This window comes from Streptomyces sp. DF42, assembly GCF_058267695.1.
Genome location: NZ_CM177859.1, coordinates 9,180,725 through 9,198,277, shown reverse-complemented (window position 1 = coordinate 9,198,277; position 17,553 = coordinate 9,180,725). Strand labels below are relative to the sequence as shown.

Below are 17,553 nucleotides of genomic sequence, written 5' to 3'. Positions count from 1 at the left end.
AGACGATGCCGTCCCGGAGGTGTGCCGCATGACGCCCGACCGTTCCGCAGGCTTGCTGGAGGCCGTCCGTGCGCTGGCCGACGGCGCTGTCACCTCCCAGGCTCTCGTCGAGCAGACGCTGGCGCGGATCGAGGCGACGCAGCCCTCGCTCAACGCCTTCCGGCTCGTGCGTGCCGAGGCCGCCCTCGCCGAGGCCGAGGCGGCGGACAAGGACCTGGCGGCCGGGGTGCGCAGGCCGCTGCTCGGCGTCCCGGTGGCGGTCAAGGACGACACGGACGTGGCCGGTGAGCCGACCGCCTTCGGCTGCGACGGGCAGTTCCCGCCGGTCGCCGAGGACAGTGAGGCCGTACGGCGGTTGCGGGCGGCCGGCGCCGTGATCGTCGGCAAGACCAACACCTGCGAGTTCGGGCAGTGGCCGTTCACCGAGGGGCCCGCGTTCGGCGCGACCCGTAATCCCTGGAGTCCGGAACACACCCCGGGCGGCTCGTCCGGCGGGTCGGCCGCCGCCGTCGCCGCCGGTCTCGTGCCGGCCGCCCTCGGTTCGGACGGCGCCGGATCCGTGCGCATCCCCGCCTCCTGGACCCACCTCATCGGCATCAAGCCGCAGCGCGGCCGCATCTCCACCTGGCCGCGCGGCGAGTCCTTCCAGGGCATCACGGTCAACGGCACCCTCGCCCGCACGGTCGCGGACGCGGCCCTGCTCCTCGACGCGGCGAGTGGCAACCACGTGCACGACCCTCACCGGCCACCCGCCATCAACGCCTCCGAAGCGGTCGGCCGTGAGCCCGGCCGGCTGCGTATCGCGCTCGCCCTCAAGCCGCCGTTCACCGCCCTGCCCGCGCGCCTCCAGCCGCAGGTGCGCACCCAGGTACTCCAACTCGCCGAGAAACTGAGCGGGTTGGGGCACGTCGTGGAGGAGGCCGACCCGCCGTACGGCCGGATCGGGCTCACCTTCATCCCCCGCGCCACGGCCGGCCTCGCCGAACGCGTCGGCGAGGCGCCCTTCCCCGCGCTGCTCGACCGGCGCACCCACGACGCCGCCCGGCTGGGCCGGCTGCTCGGCGGGGTGCCGCTCAGGGCGGCACGGCGGGCGGAGGCGGTGCTGCACCGTCGTATCGGCGGCTTCTTCGCGTCGTACGACGTGGTCCTCGCACCGACGACGGCCGCGCCCCCGCCGCGCATCGGCTCGATGCTGCAGCTGAGCGGCTTCGCCACGGACCGCGCGATGATCGCCGCGTGTCCGTACGCCTGGCCGTGGAACGTGCTGGGCTGGCCCGGCGTGAACGTCCCCGCCGGGTTCGTCGACGACGGGCTGCCCGTCGGGGCACAACTGCTCGGACCGGACGGCAGCGAGCCGCTGTTGCTCTCACTGGCCGCGCAGCTGGAGGCGGAACTGCGCTGGCACGAGGCGTGGCCGGCGCAGCAGAGCGCCACCGGCTTCCCGGCAGCTTAGGCCCTGTCGTCGAACTCCCGTCTGCCTCGCGACGGCATGCACGCACGCTCGCCGCACCGGGCGCAGGCCCAGGTGCAGCCAGTACGAGGGCCTACGCCCGGCACTCCCCCAGCCTCCGGCCGGACGACGGGAGTTCGACGACAGGACCTGGGTCGGCACTTACCCTGTGGCCATGGACGATGCGTCGATGGTCGGGCTCATGGGGCGGGTCACCGGAACGGTCGGGCCCGGGCTCGTCGGCGAGGTGATCGTCAGGGTGCGGGGCGGGGCCGAGCACTTCCTCGCCTATCCGGCCACCGGGACGGTCCGGATCGAGCGGGGCACGGTGGTGATGGTGGTGGAGTACCTGCCGCCCAGGACGGTCTACGTGACGGCCGCGTACGACAGTTGAGCGTGCTCAGTCCCAGGTGAGAGCAGTCACGTCAAGAACGTGACAAGGATTGGTCAGCGTCTTCACCCGGGCGTCGGGCAGGAGCACACTCCCTTCGTTCGGTGCCGAAAGGGCACCATGCAAAGGGGGCGTATGCCGATGATCGTCGGCGTCGTTGCGGGGGTGGCGGTTGTTGCCATCGCCGTTCTGATCGGTCTGTTCAAGATGATGTGGCGTGTCGCGGAACCCAACGAGGCACTGATCATCTCCGGCTCCAAGCACCGCACGGAGGGCTTGGAGGAGGGCATGGGATTCCGCATCGTCACCGGGCGGGGCACGCTGGTGCTGCCCGGTGTGCAGGCGGTGCGCAAGCTCTCGCTCGACCTGAACGAGACCGAACTGCATGTCGACTGCGTGACCCACCAGGGCATTCCGCTCAAGGTGCGGGGCGTGGTCATCTTCAAGGTGGGCGACGACTTCGTGTCGATCGCGAACGCGGGGCGCCGTTTCCTCGACCAGCAGAAGATGATGTCGGAGCGGGTGCACAACGTCTTCGCCGGTCATCTGCGGTCCATCGTCGGCGGGTTGACGGTCGAGGACATGATCCGCGACCGGGAGAAACTCACCGGGCAGACCCGGGCCGCCTGCGGCACGGAGATGGAGAAGCTGGGGCTCATCGTCGACTCCCTGCAGATCCATGAGATCGAGGACCCGACCGGGTACATCCAGAATCTGGCGATGCCGCACGCGGCGGCAGTCCAGCGGGACGCCCGGATCGCTCAGGCGGAGGCGAACCGTCTCGCCACCGAGGCCGAGCAGCAGTCGTTCGCGCGGATGGCCCAGGCCACCCGGGACAGCGAGATCCTCCAGGCCGGCTACCAGGCCGAGCGCGACAAGGCGGGCGCGAAGGCGCGCCAGGCCGGTCCGCTCGCCGACGCCGCGGCCCGGCAGGAGGTCGTGGTCCAGGAGACCCGGGTCGCCGAACTGGAGGCGCACCGGCGCGAACAGCAGCTCCAGGCGGACGTCCGCAAGCCCGCGGACGCCAAGGCCTACGAGAAGCGCACGCTGGCCGAGGGCGAGCGCGACGCGCGTATCTCGGCAGCGCAGGCCAAGGCGAAGGAAACGGAGCTCGCGGCCGCGGCCGAGGCGACCCGGGTCAAGACGGCCGCGGGTGCCGAGGCCGAGGCGACCAAATCGCGCGGTTCCGCCATGGCGGCCGCCACGCGGGCCACCGGTGAGGCCGAGGCGGCCGCGGCTCAGGCGAGGGGCCTGGCGGACGCAGAGGCCACCAAGGCCAAGGGCCTCGCCGAGGCGGAGGCCATCAAGGCACGGGCCTCGGCCCTGGCCGAGAACCAGGAGGCCGTCGTCGCCCAGCAACTCGCCGAGAACTGGCCGGAGATCGTCAAGGCCGGCGCGTCCGCGTTCGGCAGCGTCGACAACATGGTGGTGCTCAACGGCGCCGACGGCATGGCCGAGATGCTCGCCAAGGCGCTCACCATGGGCGGTACCGGCCTCGGCCTGGCCCGCCAGCTGCTGGCCTCCATGAACCAGAACGCAGCGACCCCGAACGGGACTTCGCCGTCCCAGAACGGGATCGCGGCGCCGCCCTCACAGAAGGTGCCGGTGGAGAAGGAGGTGTAGCCGGACGGCATGCCGGGGGCCCTCGATCTCGGGGGTTCCCGGCGTCCGTGTGCCCCGGCGTGCTTCGCGCGCCCTCTTGCCCGGCGGTGTTCCGCAGGGGAAGCATCGCCTCTGTGCGCGGTTGCGCACGGCTCCGAGCAGGGAGGCCCTGATGTTCGAGTCCCTCAAGAACCTCAAGAACCTCAAGGACACGGCGGAGGACATCGCCGAGGAACACGGCGATGCCATCGGCGACGGGCTGGAGAAGGCGGGCGATCTCGTCGACGACAAGACGGACGGGAAGTACAGCGAGCAGATCGACACCGGTGTGGCGAAGGCGAAGGACGTCGTCGAGCGCCTGGGCGAAGAGGGCAGGGACTCCGTCGGCTGACGGGTCCTCTATGGTGCCTGCGTGACTGCGTTTACCGATGAGAACGTCCCGGGCCGTTTCGGGCCCACCGCCACCACCGAGGCCCACCCCCGCGAGGTCGGCACGGTGCGCACCGAGTACTCCCCCGCGCACGACGGCGACCCGGATCCCGGCGAGATCGTATGGACCTGGGTGCCCTTCGAGGAGAACGACGGCCGCGGCAAGGACCGTCCCGTCCTCGTCGTCGCCCGCGAGGCGGCCGGCACCCTGCTCGCCGTCCAGTTGTCCAGCAAGCGGCACGACGACGACCGGGAGTGGGTGGCGATCGGCAGCGGCCCGTGGGACCGGTCCGGGCGCGACTCCTGGGTCGACGTGGACCGGGTCCTGCGGCTGCACGAGGACGGCATGCGCCGGGAGGCCTGTGCCCTGGACCGGGGACGGTTCAACCTGGTGCGGCACCGGCTGCACGAGCGCTACGGCTGGAACTGAGGGCGCGGGAGGTGAGCCGATGACCGAGGCCGGGACACCCACAGGTGAGGAACCGGAGGCGGCGACCGCGCGCATCCTGTGCGACACCGGCGCCGTGACCGCCGCCGCGGATGATGTCGGCGTGCTGTGGAAGCTCACGGAGAGCGGGCGCCAACTCGACGCCGAGGTCGTCCGGTTGGCACCGGATCGCCACGTCGCCCCGCACGCGGAACCGCACCTGGACGTGCTGCTGCTCGTCGTCTCGGGCGACGGCGTCCTCGGCGGCACCCCGGGAGACGAGCAGCAGGCCCTCACCACGGGCACCCTGCTCTGGCTCCCCCACGGCTCCACCCGCAGCATCACCGCGGGTGCCGAGGGCCTCGCCTACCTGACGGTCCACCGCCGCCGCCCCGGCATGCAGATCGGCCGCGCCCGCTGAAGCAGACGCCGAAGCCGAAGCCGAAGCCGAAGCAAGAACAACGCCTCGCAGGGAACGCGGGCCGTCTTTCCTCCCTCTTCCTGTGCGAGAGTCCCCCGCGGCATCCCCCCGTCCGCGGGGGCCTCTCCACCCGACAGCCGAGCGAATGCAGGCACGCTCAGGAGGCCGACGCCACGGCCCTACGGCTGGAGTTGACGCTCCGGGAACGCCCGTACGAACGCCCCGCGGACCATGTTGCCCGTCGTGCGGTCCAGGATGCCGAACACCACGTGCTCGAAGGTGCGGGAGAAGCGACCGTCCGGACCGAGCAGCGCTCGGAAGGCACCCGCCACCTGCTCCGGCTCGTTCTGGAAGACTCCGCAGCCCCAGGCCCCCAGCACCAGCCTCGGGTAGCCGTGGGCCGCGGCCGTCTCCAGCACCCGCTCGGCGCGGACGGCCAGAGCCTTCGGCAGTTCACCGGCGCGCTCCGGCGTCGTACGTCTGATCACTCCCGCGTTCGGAGCGGCGGCGGTCAGGAAGCCCGCCGTGCAGGGTTCGTCGAGCAGGCGGCCGCGGTCGTCCCGGAAGACGGGCACCGCGGGTGAGTGGATGACACGGTCCGTGGAGAACGGGTCACGGTGTGCGCGGTGGTGGTCGTAGAACTCCGGGACCTGCAGAAGGCACTGGTAGAGGGCGGAGGCGCGGCACAGGGCCTCCTCCTGGGCCTGTGCGCCGTTCATGAACCCGCCGCCCGGATTGCGGGCCGAGGCGAAGTTCAGTACCGCCGTCCGCCCGCCGAGCCGGCGCGCGGCCTCCAGGCTGCTCTCGGCCGTGACCTCGAAGAACGTGTCGACGGGGGCGGTCGCCGGTATGCGCAGGGGATCCGGCCCGTGCATGCGCGTGCCGGTCCGGGCCGCCTCGATCGCCGTGGTGATCGACACCTCGCGCCCGTCGGACGCGCGATACGTCCCGGCCGCCACGATCTGCTCCGTCTGCTGCGCGATGCCACGCAGGCGCGCGCTCCCCCGTCGTGCTCATGCACCGATCCTGGGCGATGCTGGACATGCGGTGCAACAGAGTTTTCCGTGTCCGCGAACGCCCAGGAAATCCGCAGCAAACGCTCGGAACGAGGAGATTACCGAGCCGGAACGTGCCGATACGCACCCTTGTGCGATACGGCGGGAGGGTCTTGGGTAGGACGAGTGCTGCCGTCCGGGCACCTGACGGGCCGGTCGGCGGCACGGCCGAATCCCAGGAGGTTCCCAGCATGTCCGATACGCCGAGCGTCGCTCCGGCGAGCGACTGTACGGAGCCCCGCACCGCCCTCACCTCACCCGAGGTGGAGGCACTGGTCCGGGGCATCTGTTTCAAGACCGGCCCACCCCGCAACGTCGGGGTCGAAGTGGAATGGCTCGTCCACGAGCTGCGCACCCCGCGGCTCCCCGTCACACCCGAACGACTCGAAGCGGCCTACGCTTCGCTGCGGACCGTGCCCCTGAGGTCGGCGCTCACCACCGAGCCCGGCGGCCAGCTGGAACTGAGCTCGTCGCCCGCCACCTCCCTGATGGAGTGCATCGGTACCGTTTCCGCCGACCTCGACGCCGTCCGCGCAGCGCTGCGCGAGCACGATCTCGGCCTCGTCGGCTTCGGCCACGACCCCTGGCATCCGCCGCGCCGGTTCCTGCACGAACCGCGCTACGACGCCCTGGAGGCCTGCCTGGACCGCACCGGTCCGGCCGGTCGCCGCATGATGTGCACCTCGGCCTCCGTCCAGGTCTGCCTGGACGCCGGATACGAGGAGCCCGGCCCGCTCGGCCACGGGCGGCGCTGGTGGCTGTCGCACCAGCTGGGCGCGGTCCTGGTGGCCGCCTTCGCCAACTCCCCGCTGGCCGGAGGGGAGCCCACCGGCTGGCGCTCCACCCGCCAGCTGCTGTGGATGGAGATAGGCGCCGACCGGGCGGGCGCGCCCCCGCTGGACGGCGACCCGCGCCGCACCTGGGCGCGGCACGTCATGGACTCGCCGGTGATGTGCGTACGACGGGACGACGGGCCCTGGGACGTCCCGGAGGGGCTGACCTTCCGGGAGTGGACCAGCTCGCGGTCGCCCAGGCCGCCCACCCGTGAGGACCTCGACTACCACATCACGACGCTGTTCCCGCCGGTCAGACCACGTGGCTTCCTGGAACTGCGCATGATCGACGCGCAGCCCGGTGACGACGGCTGGATCGTCCCGCTCGCCGTGGCGACGGCGCTGTTCGATGATCCGGAGGCCGCGGAGACCGCGTATCGCACCGTGAAGCCGCTGGCCGAGCGGGCGCTCGGGCTGCCGGCGCCGCACAATCCGCTGTGGACCGACGCGGCCCGGTACGGCCTGGCCGACCCCGAGCTGCAGGAGGCAGCCGTCGTGTGCTTCACCGCGGCGCTCGAAGCCCTGCCGCGGCTCGGGGCCACCACAGCGGTCACGGACGCCGTGGCGGCGTATCTGGACCGCCATGTCATCCAGGGCCGCTGCCCCGCCGACGACCTGCTGGACCGGGTGCGCGGCACGGGCCTCCTCCAGTCCCGGCTTCACCCGACCGGAGGGACCTCCAAGCCGTACGGGAAGGACCTGCGCACATGAACGACCCCGCCATCGACGCATCCTCCATGAACGACACCGTCAGGGACGGCACGGTCATGGAGGACACGTACATCGACGCGGAAGCACTCCGTCAGCGGGCACTGACAACGCTCACCACCGCCCGTGCCCGCACCACCCTCCTGACCAGCTGTGTCGAGGGGCCCGACCTGACCGCACAGCACTCGCCGCTGATGTCTCCGCTGGTGTGGGACCTGGCCCACATCGGCAACCAGGAGGAACTGTGGCTGCTGCGGGCGGTCGCCGGCCGGGAGGCGATGCGGCCCGAGATCGACGGCCTCTACGACGCCTTCGAGCACCCGCGTTCCGAACGGCCCTCGCTGCCGCTGCTGCCGCCCGCCGAGGCCCGCACCTATGCGGCGGACGTGCGCGGGCGGGTGATGGACCTGCTGGAGAGCGCCGACTTCCACGGCACGCGGCTGACGGAGGCGGGCTTCGCCTTCGGGATGATCGCGCAGCACGAACAGCAGCACGACGAGACGATGCTGATCACCCACCAGCTCCGCAAGGGCCCCCCGGCCCTCACCGCCCCGGACCCGGAGCCGGCACCGCTGGCCGGCGGACCGGCCGAAGTCCTCGTCCCCGGCGGCCCGTTCACGATGGGCACCTCCAGTGAGCCGTGGGCGCTGGACAACGAACGCCCGGCGCACCGGCGCGAGGTGGCGCCCTTCCACATCGACACGACGCCGGTGACGAACGGCGCGTACCAGGCGTTCATCGACGACGGCGGCTACGACAACGAGCGCTGGTGGACGGCCGAGGGCTGGGCGCACATCCGCCGGCACTCCATTCACGCCCCGTTGTTCTGGCGCCGTGACGGCAAGCAGTGGCTGCGGCGCCGCTTCGGAGTCACGGAGGTCGTGCCGTCCGACGAGCCGGTGCTGCACGTGTGCTGGTACGAGGCCGACGCGTACGCCCGCTGGGCCGGGCGCAGGCTGCCCACCGAGGCCGAGTGGGAGAAGGCGGCCCGCCACGACCCGGCGAGCGGGCGCTCGATGCGCTACCCGTGGGGCGACGCCGACCCGGCGCCGGAGCACGCCAACCTCGGCCAGCGGCATCTGCGCCCGGCCCCGGCCGGCAGCTACCCGGAGGGTGAATCACCGCTCGGCGTACGGCAGTTGATCGGCGACGTGTGGGAATGGACGTCGAGCGACCTCCAGCCCTACCCGGGGTTCCAGGCCTTCCCGTACAAGGAGTACTCGGAGGTGTTCTTCGGGCCCGAGTACAAGGTGCTGCGCGGCGGTTCGTTCGCCGTGGACGCGGTGGCCTGCCGGGGAACGTTCCGCAACTGGGACTACCCGATCCGGCGGCAGATCTTCTCCGGGTTCCGCACCGCCCGGTCAGCGGGAGACATCTGATGTGCCGTCATCTGGCGTATCTGGGGCCCGAGGAGCCGCTCGGCAGCCTCCTCGTGGAGCCGGCGCACGCCCTGTACCGGCAGTCGTGGGCACCTCGGCGGCAGCGGTACGGGACGGTCAACGCCGATGGTTTCGGGGTGGGTTGGTACGCCGGGGGTGACCCGATGCCGGCGCGGTACCGCCGCGCCGGGCCCATCTGGGCGGACCTGTCCTTCGCCGACCTGGCGCGCGTGGTGCGCTCGGGCGCGGTACTCGCCGCCGTACGCGACGCGACCCTGTCGGGCGCCGACGCGGAGGCCGCGGCGGCACCGTACGCGGCGGGGCCCTGGCTGTTCAGCCACAACGGCGCCGTGAAGGGATGGCCGGGTTCGCTCGCTCCCCTCGTGGCGGCTCTGCCCGCCGTCGACGTGCTGTCGCTGGAGGCCCGCAACGACTCGGCGCTCGTGTGGGCGCTGGTCCTGGCGCGGCTGCGCGGCGGCGACGACGAGGGGCAGGCGCTGGCCGACACGGTCCTGGAGGTCGCCGAGGCGGCCCCCGGCTCCCGGCTCAACCTGCTGCTCACCAATGGCGAGACGATCACCGCGACCACCTGGGGCGACACCCTCTGGTACCTGTCCCGGCCCGGCCGCGGCACCGTCGTCGCCTCGGAGCCCTACGACGACGACCCGCACTGGCAGGAGGTCCCCGACCACACACTGCTCGCGGCGAGCCGCACGGACGTGCTGCTCACCCCTCTCAAGGAGCCTCTCAAAGAGCCGAGCGACGCCTTGGCACCCGCACTGCCGAAGGAGCCCCGTACGTGAGCCCGTTCCTTCTCACCCGCACCCTGCCCGAGGACGCCACGGAGGCCGCGCTGCGCGCCGACGTCCAGCACGGCCTCGCGGGCACGCCCAAGACACTGCCGCCGAAATGGTTCTACGACGCCCACGGCAGCGACCTGTTCGAGCAGATCACCGAACTCGACGAGTACTACCCGACGCGCGCGGAGCGGGAGATCCTCATCGCCCGCTCCGCGGAGATCGCCGAGGCGACCCACGCGCGCACCCTGATCGAGCTCGGCTCGGGCTCCTCCGAGAAGACCAGGTACCTGCTCGACGCGCTGACCGATCTGCACACCTACGTGCCGGTCGACGTCAGCGACAGCGCGCTCACCCAGGCCGGGCACGCCCTGATCGCCGAGCGCCCCGGCCTCCAGGTCCACGCGCTGATCGCCGACTTCACGGCGAGCGTGACGCTGCCGGACACGCCGGGTCCACGGCTGATCGCGTTCCTCGGCGGCACGATCGGCAACCTGCTCCCGTCCGAACGGGCCGCGTTCTTCGCCTCGGTCCGCTCCCTCCTCTCCCCCGGCGACGCGCTGCTCCTCGGCACGGACCTGGTCAAGGACGAGAAGGTCCTGGTCCGGGCGTACGACGACGCGGCCGGAGTGACGGCGGCCTTCAACAAGAACGTCCTGACGGTCGTCAACCGCGAGTTGGGCGCCGACTTCGATGCCGACGCCTTCGACCACGTCGCCCTCTGGGACACCGACAGTGAGTGGATCGAGATGCGCCTGCGGTCCCGCACCGCGCAGACCGTGAAGGTTCCCGCACTGGACCTCGCCGTCGACTTCACCGAGGGCGAGGACCTGCGCACCGAGATCTCAGCGAAGTTCCGCAGGGAGCGGGTACGCGCCGAACTGTCCGCGGCCGGGATGGAGTTGGCCCACTGGTGGACGGATGAGGAGAGCCGGTTCGCCTTGTCGCTGAGCGTGGTGCGGTGACCGTCGGGCAGCGCTGACACAGCCCGGGCAGGTGTGTGACGTGGCGTGACATCGGGTGCCGGCGAGCGGGACGCCGGCACCCGATGTCAACTGCCCTCGGACACTCCGGTCCGAAGGGTCTTCCCGGAGTGTCAGTCGCTCAGTGCGGTGCGCAGGGTGGTGGCCATCAGATCGATGGCCTCCTTCCCGGCCGGCACCGGGCCGGTGTGGGTGAAGTAGTGGTCGACGCCCTCGAAGACACGGTGGGTGACCGGAACGCCGGCCGCCTCCAGCGCCTTGGCATAGGCGTCGCCCTCGTCGCGCAGGCGGTCGTTCTCCGCGGTGATGACCAGGGCGGGAGGGAGTCCGGCGAGGTCGTCGGCCAGTCCGGGTGAGACGAGGGGGTCGGCGCGGTCGGCGGGGTCCGGCACGTAGGCGGCGGTGAAGATCCGCATCAGCTGAGGCGTGAGCAGTGGCTTGGCGATGAGGGACTGCTTGGCCGCGGGATCGGCGACATGGTCGAGCGGTGCCGAGTCGATGATCTGCAGCCGGGGCGAGAACGTGCCGCGCTCTCGGGCCATGCGGCAGACCGCGGCGGTCAGGTTGGCCCCGGCGCTGTGTCCGCCCACGGCGAGTCGCGAGCCGTCCCAGTCGCCTGCGGCGCCGTTCGCGGCGACCCACGCGGTGACGTCGTACGCCTGGGTGACGGGCGCGGGGAACGGCCGCTTGGGGGCGACGGCGTAGTCCACGTTGATGACGACGCAGCCGGCCGTGGCGGCTATGTAGCGGCAGATGTGGTCGTCCTGCTCGGGGCGGGCCACCACGAAACCGCCGCCGTGGAAGTTGATGTAGACGGGGGCGGGGGACGCGGTGGTGACCGGCGGGCGGTAGACGGTACAGGCCACCGGTCCGGCTCCGGTCTCCACCCGCAGCGCCTCGCTTCGCTTCGGGATGTCGGTGAAGCGGAGATCCTTGTGCACACGGCTCATCATGCGGCCGAGGAGGAGTTGGACCCCTCTGGCCTGGGTTCGGGGGCTGAGTGGCATGGCAGGGCGCCCTATCGCTCAAAGATTAAAGTAACAGGAATCCTGATGATGAACGCTCGCCCCTGATCCCGCAATACTCCGAGGGCCAGGTTCCGTTTCGTCGCCGCCGCAGGAGCCGGGCGAGCGGCTCTCGCTGCCCGTGCATGGTCGGTGGGTGATCGGTGCGTAGCCAGAAGGCGATCGGTGCGTGGTCAGTGCGCAGTCATCACGCCGGTGGCTCGGACGCGGTGAAGCGCTCGAAGCCCGCGTGGAAGGCCGTGCCCTTCGGGTCGGTCGCGCTGTAGTGGAAGGCGGCCACACCGCAGCCCCGCTCGTCGAAGGCGGCTCCGGTGTACGAGGCGACCCGGGTGCCGTCGACGGCGAGCTCCACCTTGATCCGGCCCTCGCCGGCCGAAGAACAGGTCATCGACATGTCGACCAGCCGTCGGCTCTCCACCCTCAGACCCACGTCCGCGAGGTCGACCTCGACCACACGGTCATGCTGGAAAGCCCCCTTGAACCGGAACTCGCGTACGATCAGGGCCTCCTGATCGGTAGTCAGGTAGGCCGCCCAGCGGGAACCCTTCTCGTAGTCACCCGAGCCGTTGCACCACAGGCCGACCCCGCCCTCACCCCCGTACCACTCCGCCTGGGTGCTCAGCCGTACCGCGAAGGAGGACGGCTCGAAGGGTGCCTGCGGCCACACCTCCAGTTCGGTCCCGGGATCCACCAGCATGGTCCCGCCCTTGTGCGTGATCCTCCCGAGGGCCGGGTCCTTGTGCGACCAGTCGCCCGAATCGGTCAGGTCATCGGTGTACGAGACGGGTGGGGAGGCCGAGCCATGAGCCTGCGTGCCGCCCTTCGTCGGCGCTCCCCCCGAGGTGGTGCTGAGCACGAAGGCCAGCAGCACGGCCACCGCGGCGCTGCCGGCCGCGAACCCCCACAGCCGCAGCTGCTTGGCGCTCGTACGGGGGCGGGGGCGGGCGGCGCCGCTCCCGCGCCCGGACGGTGGCAGCTGCGGCGGGCCCGATGCCCCCGACTGCGCCTGCCGGCCCTCCGTCGCCTCCCCCGCCCCCGCGAGCCGGGCGACGAGCTGGGCGGCGGTGGGGCGTTCCGCCGGGTCCTTGCGCAGGCAGTCGGCGATGACCGAACGGACCGGCTCCGGCACCCCCGTGAGATCCGCGTCGCGCTCGCACACCGCGACGAGTACTTCGTAGTCGCTCTCCCCCTCGAAGGGATGCCGCCCCGTGGCGGCGAAGTACAGCGTGCCGCCGAGGGAGAACACGTCGGTGGCGCCGGTGACCCGAAGCGACCTGACCTGCTCGGGCGACATGTACGCGGGTGAGCCGAGCACGCTGCCCGGTGTGGTGAGCGCCGACTCGAGCAGCCCGTCGTCGCGGGCGATCCCGAAGTCGATGATCCGCGGTCCGTCCGCGGAGAGCAGGATGTTGGACGGTTTGATGTCCCGGTGCACGACACCCACCCGGTGCACCTGCGCCAACGCGTGCGCGACGGCCAGGGCCAGGGACTGCAGCCGCCCGGCGGGCAACGGCCCACCCGCGGCCACATGCTGGTGGATCGTGGGGCCGGGGACGAACTCGCTGACGATGTACGGGTGCCGTCCGGACAGGTCGGCGTCCAGGACCCGCGCCGTGGCCAGCTCACCGACCCGGCTCGCCGCACCGAACTCCCGGCGTACGCGTGCCAGCGCGACCTCGTCGTACTCCTTGCCCGGCAGCAGGAACTTCACCACGACCTGCCGTCCCGTGCGGTCCCGGGCGAGCCACACCACTCCCTGCCCGCCCCGGCCGAGCTCGCGCTCGCAGACGTATCCGCCCACCGGCAACTGCATCCGTGGATCCATCGCCCCCGCCCCCAGCCCCGCCCCCGGTTCACGGCCGTTCTCCAGCGTATCGGCTGCCCCCGGCCGTGAGAGGCCAAAACTCGTCGTCCGGAATCGCATCGAAACATTCGAAGAAATCCTCACCGGCTCCTGGTCTCTATTGAATGCCATAAGTCGTCTACTTCGAAGGGAGCTCACAACTTGCCTGGTAGAAAGGCATTGCGAGTTCCCATCAGGCGTCCACCAGAGTCGAATGTTTCGCGATCAATGCCGAAACTATTGACGCTTGACGGGGACAGGCCAACACTGTCGGACCAATACCCGCCCTCGCACCACGAGGAGGAAACCCCGCTCATGAGCCTCACACCCGCACACCCGATGAGCCGCCGGACCGCCTGCGGCCTGCTGCTGGGCACGGCGTCGGCACTGGCGCTCCCCGGCACCGCCAGCGCCGCCACGGTCATCACCACGAACCAGACCGGCACCGACAGCGGCTTCTACTACTCGTTCTGGACGGACGCGCAGGGGACGGTCTCCATGACCCTGAACTCCGGCGGCAACTACAGCACCAGCTGGAGGAACACCGGGAACTTCGTCGCCGGCAAGGGCTGGAGCAACGGCGCCCGCAGGAACGTGTCGTACTCGGGCAGCTTCAACCCGTCCGGGAACGCCTACCTGGCGCTGTACGGATGGACGTCGAACCCGCTCGTCGAGTACTACATCGTCGACAACTGGGGCACCTACCGGCCCACGGGAACGTACAAGGGCGCCGTCAGCAGCGACGGCGGGACGTACGACATCTACCAGACGACGCGGTACAACGCCCCGTCCGTCGAAGGCAACAGGACCTTCAACCAGTACTGGAGCGTGCGGCAGTCGAAGCGGACGGGCGGCACCATCACCACCGGCAACCACTTCGACGCATGGGCCCGCGCCGGGATGAACCTCGGCAGCTTCAAGTACTACATGATCATGGCGACCGAGGGATACCAGAGCAGCGGAAGCTCCTCCATCACGGTGGCCGGATGAGTGCCGCGTCGAGTGTCCCGTTACGTCGCCTGTCGACGGCCCTGACCGTCGTCGCGCTGGCCGCGGCGGGGAGCTTCTTCGGGCATGCCGCTCCGGCGCACGCCGCCACCTGCGGCGGTTACGTCGGCCTCACCTTCGACGACGGCCCCTCCGGCAACACGCCCGCACTGCTCAACGCGCTGAGGCAGAACGGGCTGCGGGCCACCATGTTCAACGAGGGCCGGTACGCCGCCGCCTACCCGGCTCAGGTGAAGGCCCAGGTCGCCGCCGGCATGTGGGTCGGAAACCACAGCTACACCCACCCGCATCTCACCCAGCTCGGCCAGGCTCAGATCGACTCGGAGATCTCCCGGACCCAGCAGGCCATCGCGAGCGCCGGGGGCGGTACGCCGAAACTGTTCCGCCCGCCGTACGGCGAGACCAACGCGACGGTGAAAGCGGTCGAGGCCAGGTACGGGCTCACCGAGATCCTCTGGAACGTGGACTCGCAGGACTGGAACGGCGCCTCCACCGACGCGATCGTGGCGGCCGCCGGCCGGCTCACCAACGGCCAGGTCATCCTCATGCACGACTGGCCCGCCAACACGGTCGCCGCGATCCCCCGTATCACGCAGGTACTGACCGCCCGCAATCTGTGCGCCGGTCCGATCTCCCCGCAGACGGGCCGTGCCGTGGCCCCGACGGGGGCGTGAACCGCAGGTCCTGAACGAAACGTCGCTGCACAGGCGGTCGGGCGCGTCCGACCGGCCGCGGCGGCCTGGCGCGGCGCCCTCCCGGCCGCCGCGCCAGGCCTTCAGTTCAGCCTGTTCAGGACCTCGGTGATGCGCCGGGACGCCCTACGGGCCTCCGTCGCCGGGTCGGCCCCGGTGAGCACCCGTGTCATGTATTCCTTGATCGGGTTGTCCGCCTCGACGGCACCCCACTGAGGCGTACTGGGCGTCGCCCGGCCCTCCGCGGCCCCGGCCGCCATGGCCGCGACGCCCTCCCCACCGTCCACCGCCCTGGCGAGGGACCTCTTGTTGGGGACGTACTTCATGGTGCGGGCCAGCTCCGTGTCCCACTTGGCGCCCGTGAGTGCGCCGACGAGGGCGACGGCGCCGTCCCGTTCGCGGGTGTTGTTCGGTACGACGAGGTCGGAGCCGCCGGTGAACACCGCTCCGGGGTGGGCGGCGGTCCGGCCGGGCACGGGGAAGAAGCCCAACGTGTCCTGCAGATCGGGGTTCTGCTGGACGACGGTGCGGGCGAGCCCGGGGACCGCGACGATCTGTGCCACCTTTCCCGCGGCGAACACGCCTGCCTGGGGCGGGTGTTCCTCGTCCGCGCGGGGCGGTCCGTCGCCGAGAGCGTGCAGGCGGCGGTAGAAGTCCATGCCGCGCTGGGCGGCCTGGGTGTCCAGTGTGCCGCGCCAGCCCTCGCCGTCACCGTCGTCCGCAAGGTCGCCGCCCTCGTCCCAGATGAAGCCGGCGAGCGTGTACCAGTCCTGCCCGGCCAGGTAAATGCCTTGATTGCCACCGGAGTTGAGGGTCTCGGTGACGGTGAGCCACTCCGCACGGGTGCGGGGCAACGTCTTGATGCCGGCCTGCGCGAACAGGTCCTTGCGGTAGATGACGACCCGGTTGGCCGCGTACCAGGGAATGCCGTACTGGTGGGACAGGAACTGTCCCGGCTCGGCGAGACCGGGCAGCCAACGCTCGCTCCCCCAGCGCAGTGACGACTCCAGGGTCAGGTCGAGCAGCCGGCCGCCTTCCACGTACTGCGGCACCTGGGTGTTGCCCACCTCGATGACGTCGGGGCCGTTCCCGGAGTCGGCGTCCAGCGCGTGCTGCACCTTCTGGCCGATGCCCGTCCACTGCTGGATGCGGATGTCCAGCCTGAGGTTCGGGTGGTCGCGTTCGAACGCCTCGGTGAAACGGCTCAGGAAGCTCTGCGAGGCGCTGTCCTTCATCAGCCAGGCGGTGACGGTGCGCCGGCCGGAGCCGCCGGGTTCGAGTCCGCATGCGCTGACGAGGCCGACGGAGGTGAGGGCGAGGAGGCGACGACGTCTCACGAGGGGTCCTGTTCTGTCTGGCGGACAGGGGAAGGGGCCCGACGTGGGGGGACGAGCGCACGGCTCGTACGGGTGAGGCGGATTTTGGTATGGACCAATACGGGAGGTCAAGGGGCATCCGCGCGGCAGCCCGGACATCTCGCGCTCCGGCCCAGGTTGGGGCACGCGGGGGTGACGCGTGCCACAGGTGACGCTCCGGTCAGGGACCGTGCACACCGCACGGCCCGCGGGAGCGGAGAGACGACCGCTTCAGACCGCCCGTGCGCACCCCGCGGCCAGGCGCAGGCTCTGTTCGACGGCGTGCGGGATGTCGACGACCGGGAAGAGCGTGTGCCGCACGGTCCGCTCGGCGTCGACGACCAGGATCAGCCGTTTGTGCCACAGCCGGCCCGCCCCGCGGAAGGTGGGCAGCCGCAGAGCCGCGGCCAGCCGATGGCGGGCGTCCGAGAGGAGGGGGTACGGGATCGTCTCGGCGCGGGCGAACTCCCTCTGCTCGTGGGCGAGTTGGGTGCTGGCGCCGCGCACGTCCACGCCCGCCCGGCGGAAGTCGGGCCAGGCATCCCGGAAGAGCCGGTTCTCCAGCGTGCAGCCGGGGGCCCCGGGGATCGGCTCACCCCAGTCGACTCCCGTGCCCGGGTAGGTGAACAGCACGGTGACGGCGGCGTCCGGCGAGACGACGGGCAGGTCGGCGCCCTCGGTACCGGGCAGCGCGAGGCCGTCGGGCAGGCGCGTGCCGACCAGGGCGTGCACGCGGGCGTGCTCGGCACTGTCCTCCTGCGCGGTCGCGGTGAGGCCGCCGTCGCCCAGCACCCAGCGGTCGCCCCAGTCCTGCATGGCGACGAGCACGGGCAGCAGCGCGGCGCCGGAATCGGTGAGCAGGTACTCGTGGCGCACCGGGCGTCGCTGATAGAGGCTGCGCCGCAGCACCCCGCCAGCGACGAGCCGGCCGAGCCGCTCGGTGAGCACCTTGCGGGACAGGCCGATCTCGGCGGCCAGGGCGTCGAAGCGGACGTGTCCGCGGGCGATCTCCCGCAGCACGAGCACGTTCCACCAGTCCCCCAGGACCGTGGCGGCCTGTGCGATGCCGCAGGTCTCGTCGGCGTTGTGCATCCTCATGCACCCATAGTAGGTTCCTTTTCGGAACTCACTTTGTTTCCACATGGAACTTACCGT

At 71.3% G+C, this 17,553-nt stretch carries 16 protein-coding genes and 1 pseudogene; 12 read left to right on the top strand and 5 right to left on the bottom strand.

Features of this window, described 5'->3' with window-relative positions:
• The first annotated feature begins 28 nt into the window (after positions 1-28).
• The 6 genes from ACYUED_RS42200 (at position 29) to ACYUED_RS42175 (ending at position 4,720) form a co-directional block, all read left to right on the top strand.
• Positions 29-1,453 carry an amidase gene (locus ACYUED_RS42200; RefSeq protein ID WP_491289681.1) on the top strand — a complete coding sequence of 475 codons (1,425 nt, stop codon included), beginning with the start codon at positions 29-31 and terminating at the stop codon, positions 1,451-1,453.
• Positions 1,454-1,625: 172 nt separating this feature from the next.
• Positions 1,626-1,844, top strand: coding sequence for an NfeD C-terminal domain-containing protein (locus ACYUED_RS42195; protein ID WP_266528814.1), 219 nt, complete (start codon positions 1,626-1,628; stop codon positions 1,842-1,844).
• A 132-nt stretch (positions 1,845-1,976) separates the two neighbouring features.
• Positions 1,977-3,464 carry a flotillin family protein gene (locus tag ACYUED_RS42190; RefSeq protein ID WP_491289680.1) on the top strand — a complete coding sequence of 496 codons (1,488 nt, stop codon included), beginning with the start codon at positions 1,977-1,979 and terminating at the stop codon, positions 3,462-3,464.
• Between the two features lie 151 nt (positions 3,465-3,615).
• Complete coding sequence (locus ACYUED_RS42185) at positions 3,616-3,834, top strand: antitoxin (RefSeq protein ID WP_491289679.1); 219 nt, start codon at positions 3,616-3,618, stop codon at positions 3,832-3,834.
• Between the two features lie 21 nt (positions 3,835-3,855).
• Entirely contained in the window at positions 3,856-4,302 is a 447-nt protein-coding gene (locus tag ACYUED_RS42180) for a type II toxin-antitoxin system PemK/MazF family toxin (RefSeq protein WP_266528823.1), read from the top strand.
• 19 nt (positions 4,303-4,321) lie between these two features.
• Positions 4,322-4,720 carry a cupin domain-containing protein gene (locus tag ACYUED_RS42175; RefSeq protein WP_491289678.1) on the top strand — a complete coding sequence of 133 codons (399 nt, stop codon included), beginning with the start codon at positions 4,322-4,324 and terminating at the stop codon, positions 4,718-4,720.
• 179 nt (positions 4,721-4,899) lie between these two features.
• Here ACYUED_RS42175 and ACYUED_RS42170 read toward each other — a convergent pair whose 3' ends face one another.
• A complete protein-coding gene (locus ACYUED_RS42170) occupies positions 4,900-5,679 on the bottom strand; it encodes a TIGR02452 family protein (RefSeq protein ID WP_491289677.1) in 780 nt (259 codons plus the stop codon).
• A gap of 287 nt (positions 5,680-5,966) precedes the next feature.
• Between ACYUED_RS42170 and egtA the strand changes: the two genes are divergently transcribed.
• Genes egtA through egtD form a run of 4 tightly spaced genes read left to right on the top strand, consistent with a single transcriptional unit; the run spans position 5,967 to position 10,457 of the window.
• The gene (gene egtA / locus ACYUED_RS42165) at positions 5,967-7,319 is read left to right on the top strand and encodes an ergothioneine biosynthesis glutamate--cysteine ligase EgtA (protein WP_491289676.1); all 1,353 of its coding nucleotides are present in this window, start codon (positions 5,967-5,969) and stop codon (positions 7,317-7,319) included.
• A 56-nt stretch (positions 7,320-7,375) separates the two neighbouring features.
• Positions 7,376-8,695, top strand: coding sequence for an ergothioneine biosynthesis protein EgtB (gene egtB, locus ACYUED_RS42160; protein WP_491294686.1), 1,320 nt, complete (start codon positions 7,376-7,378; stop codon positions 8,693-8,695).
• A complete protein-coding gene (egtC, locus tag ACYUED_RS42155; protein ID WP_491289675.1) occupies positions 8,695-9,498 on the top strand; it encodes an ergothioneine biosynthesis protein EgtC in 804 nt (267 codons plus the stop codon). Before egtB ends, egtC begins: the two co-directional genes overlap by 1 nt.
• Positions 9,495-10,457 (top strand): L-histidine N(alpha)-methyltransferase, encoded by a 963-nt coding sequence (gene egtD, locus ACYUED_RS42150; protein WP_491289674.1) that lies wholly within the window; start codon positions 9,495-9,497, stop codon positions 10,455-10,457. Before egtC ends, egtD begins: the two co-directional genes overlap by 4 nt.
• Before the next feature lie 131 nt (positions 10,458-10,588).
• Here egtD and ACYUED_RS42145 read toward each other — a convergent pair whose 3' ends face one another.
• Together ACYUED_RS42145 and ACYUED_RS42140 are read right to left on the bottom strand one after the other, a co-directional pair.
• The gene (locus tag ACYUED_RS42145) at positions 10,589-11,482 is read right to left on the bottom strand and encodes an alpha/beta hydrolase (protein ID WP_491289673.1); all 894 of its coding nucleotides are present in this window, start codon (positions 11,480-11,482) and stop codon (positions 10,589-10,591) included.
• A 205-nt stretch (positions 11,483-11,687) separates the two neighbouring features.
• Positions 11,688-13,313: a serine/threonine-protein kinase gene (locus ACYUED_RS42140; protein ID WP_491289672.1), complete on the bottom strand. Its 1,626-nt coding sequence runs from the start codon at positions 13,311-13,313 to the stop codon at positions 11,688-11,690.
• 345 nt (positions 13,314-13,658) lie between these two features.
• Here ACYUED_RS42140 and ACYUED_RS42135 point away from each other — a divergent pair, with 345 nt between their 5' ends.
• Together ACYUED_RS42135 and ACYUED_RS42130 are read left to right on the top strand one after the other, a co-directional pair.
• Positions 13,659-14,333, top strand: coding sequence for a glycoside hydrolase family 11 protein (locus ACYUED_RS42135; protein ID WP_491289671.1), 675 nt, complete (start codon positions 13,659-13,661; stop codon positions 14,331-14,333).
• A pseudogene (locus ACYUED_RS42130) lies at positions 14,330-15,022 on the top strand (polysaccharide deacetylase family protein); the annotation flags it as partial. The gene ACYUED_RS42135 and the pseudogene ACYUED_RS42130, both read left to right, overlap by 4 nt.
• Positions 15,023-15,126: 104 nt before the next feature.
• Here ACYUED_RS42130 and ACYUED_RS42125 read toward each other — a convergent pair.
• Both ACYUED_RS42125 and ACYUED_RS42120 read right to left on the bottom strand, forming a co-directional pair.
• Complete coding sequence (locus tag ACYUED_RS42125) at positions 15,127-16,380, bottom strand: extracellular solute-binding protein (RefSeq protein WP_491289670.1); 1,254 nt, start codon at positions 16,378-16,380, stop codon at positions 15,127-15,129.
• Positions 16,381-16,629: 249 nt separating this feature from the next.
• Complete coding sequence (locus ACYUED_RS42120) at positions 16,630-17,496, bottom strand: winged helix-turn-helix transcriptional regulator (protein ID WP_491289669.1); 867 nt, start codon at positions 17,494-17,496, stop codon at positions 16,630-16,632.
• Positions 17,497-17,553: the final 57 nt, after the last annotated feature.

What these genes read in the sequence shown, in the direction of transcription:
- ACYUED_RS42200 (WP_491289681.1), top strand. Translation starts at nt 29, where the DNA reads ATGACGCCCGACCGTTCCGCAGGCTTGCTGGAGGCCGTCCGTGCGCTG.
- ACYUED_RS42195 (WP_266528814.1), top strand. Translation starts at nt 1,626, where the DNA reads ATGGACGATGCGTCGATGGTCGGGCTCATGGGGCGGGTCACCGGAACG.
- ACYUED_RS42190 (WP_491289680.1), top strand. Translation starts at nt 1,977, where the DNA reads ATGCCGATGATCGTCGGCGTCGTTGCGGGGGTGGCGGTTGTTGCCATC.
- ACYUED_RS42185 (WP_491289679.1), top strand. Translation starts at nt 3,616, where the DNA reads ATGTTCGAGTCCCTCAAGAACCTCAAGAACCTCAAGGACACGGCGGAG.
- ACYUED_RS42175 (WP_491289678.1), top strand. Translation starts at nt 4,322, where the DNA reads ATGACCGAGGCCGGGACACCCACAGGTGAGGAACCGGAGGCGGCGACC.
- egtA (WP_491289676.1), top strand. Translation starts at nt 5,967, where the DNA reads ATGTCCGATACGCCGAGCGTCGCTCCGGCGAGCGACTGTACGGAGCCC.
- egtB (WP_491294686.1), top strand. Translation starts at nt 7,376, where the DNA reads ATGGAGGACACGTACATCGACGCGGAAGCACTCCGTCAGCGGGCACTG.
- egtC (WP_491289675.1), top strand. Translation starts at nt 8,695, where the DNA reads ATGTGCCGTCATCTGGCGTATCTGGGGCCCGAGGAGCCGCTCGGCAGC.
- ACYUED_RS42145 (WP_491289673.1), bottom strand. Translation starts at nt 11,482, where the DNA reads ATGCCACTCAGCCCCCGAACCCAGGCCAGAGGGGTCCAACTCCTCCTC.
- ACYUED_RS42140 (WP_491289672.1), bottom strand. Translation starts at nt 13,313, where the DNA reads ATGCAGTTGCCGGTGGGCGGATACGTCTGCGAGCGCGAGCTCGGCCGG.
- ACYUED_RS42135 (WP_491289671.1), top strand. Translation starts at nt 13,659, where the DNA reads ATGAGCCTCACACCCGCACACCCGATGAGCCGCCGGACCGCCTGCGGC.
- ACYUED_RS42120 (WP_491289669.1), bottom strand. Translation starts at nt 17,496, where the DNA reads ATGAGGATGCACAACGCCGACGAGACCTGCGGCATCGCACAGGCCGCC.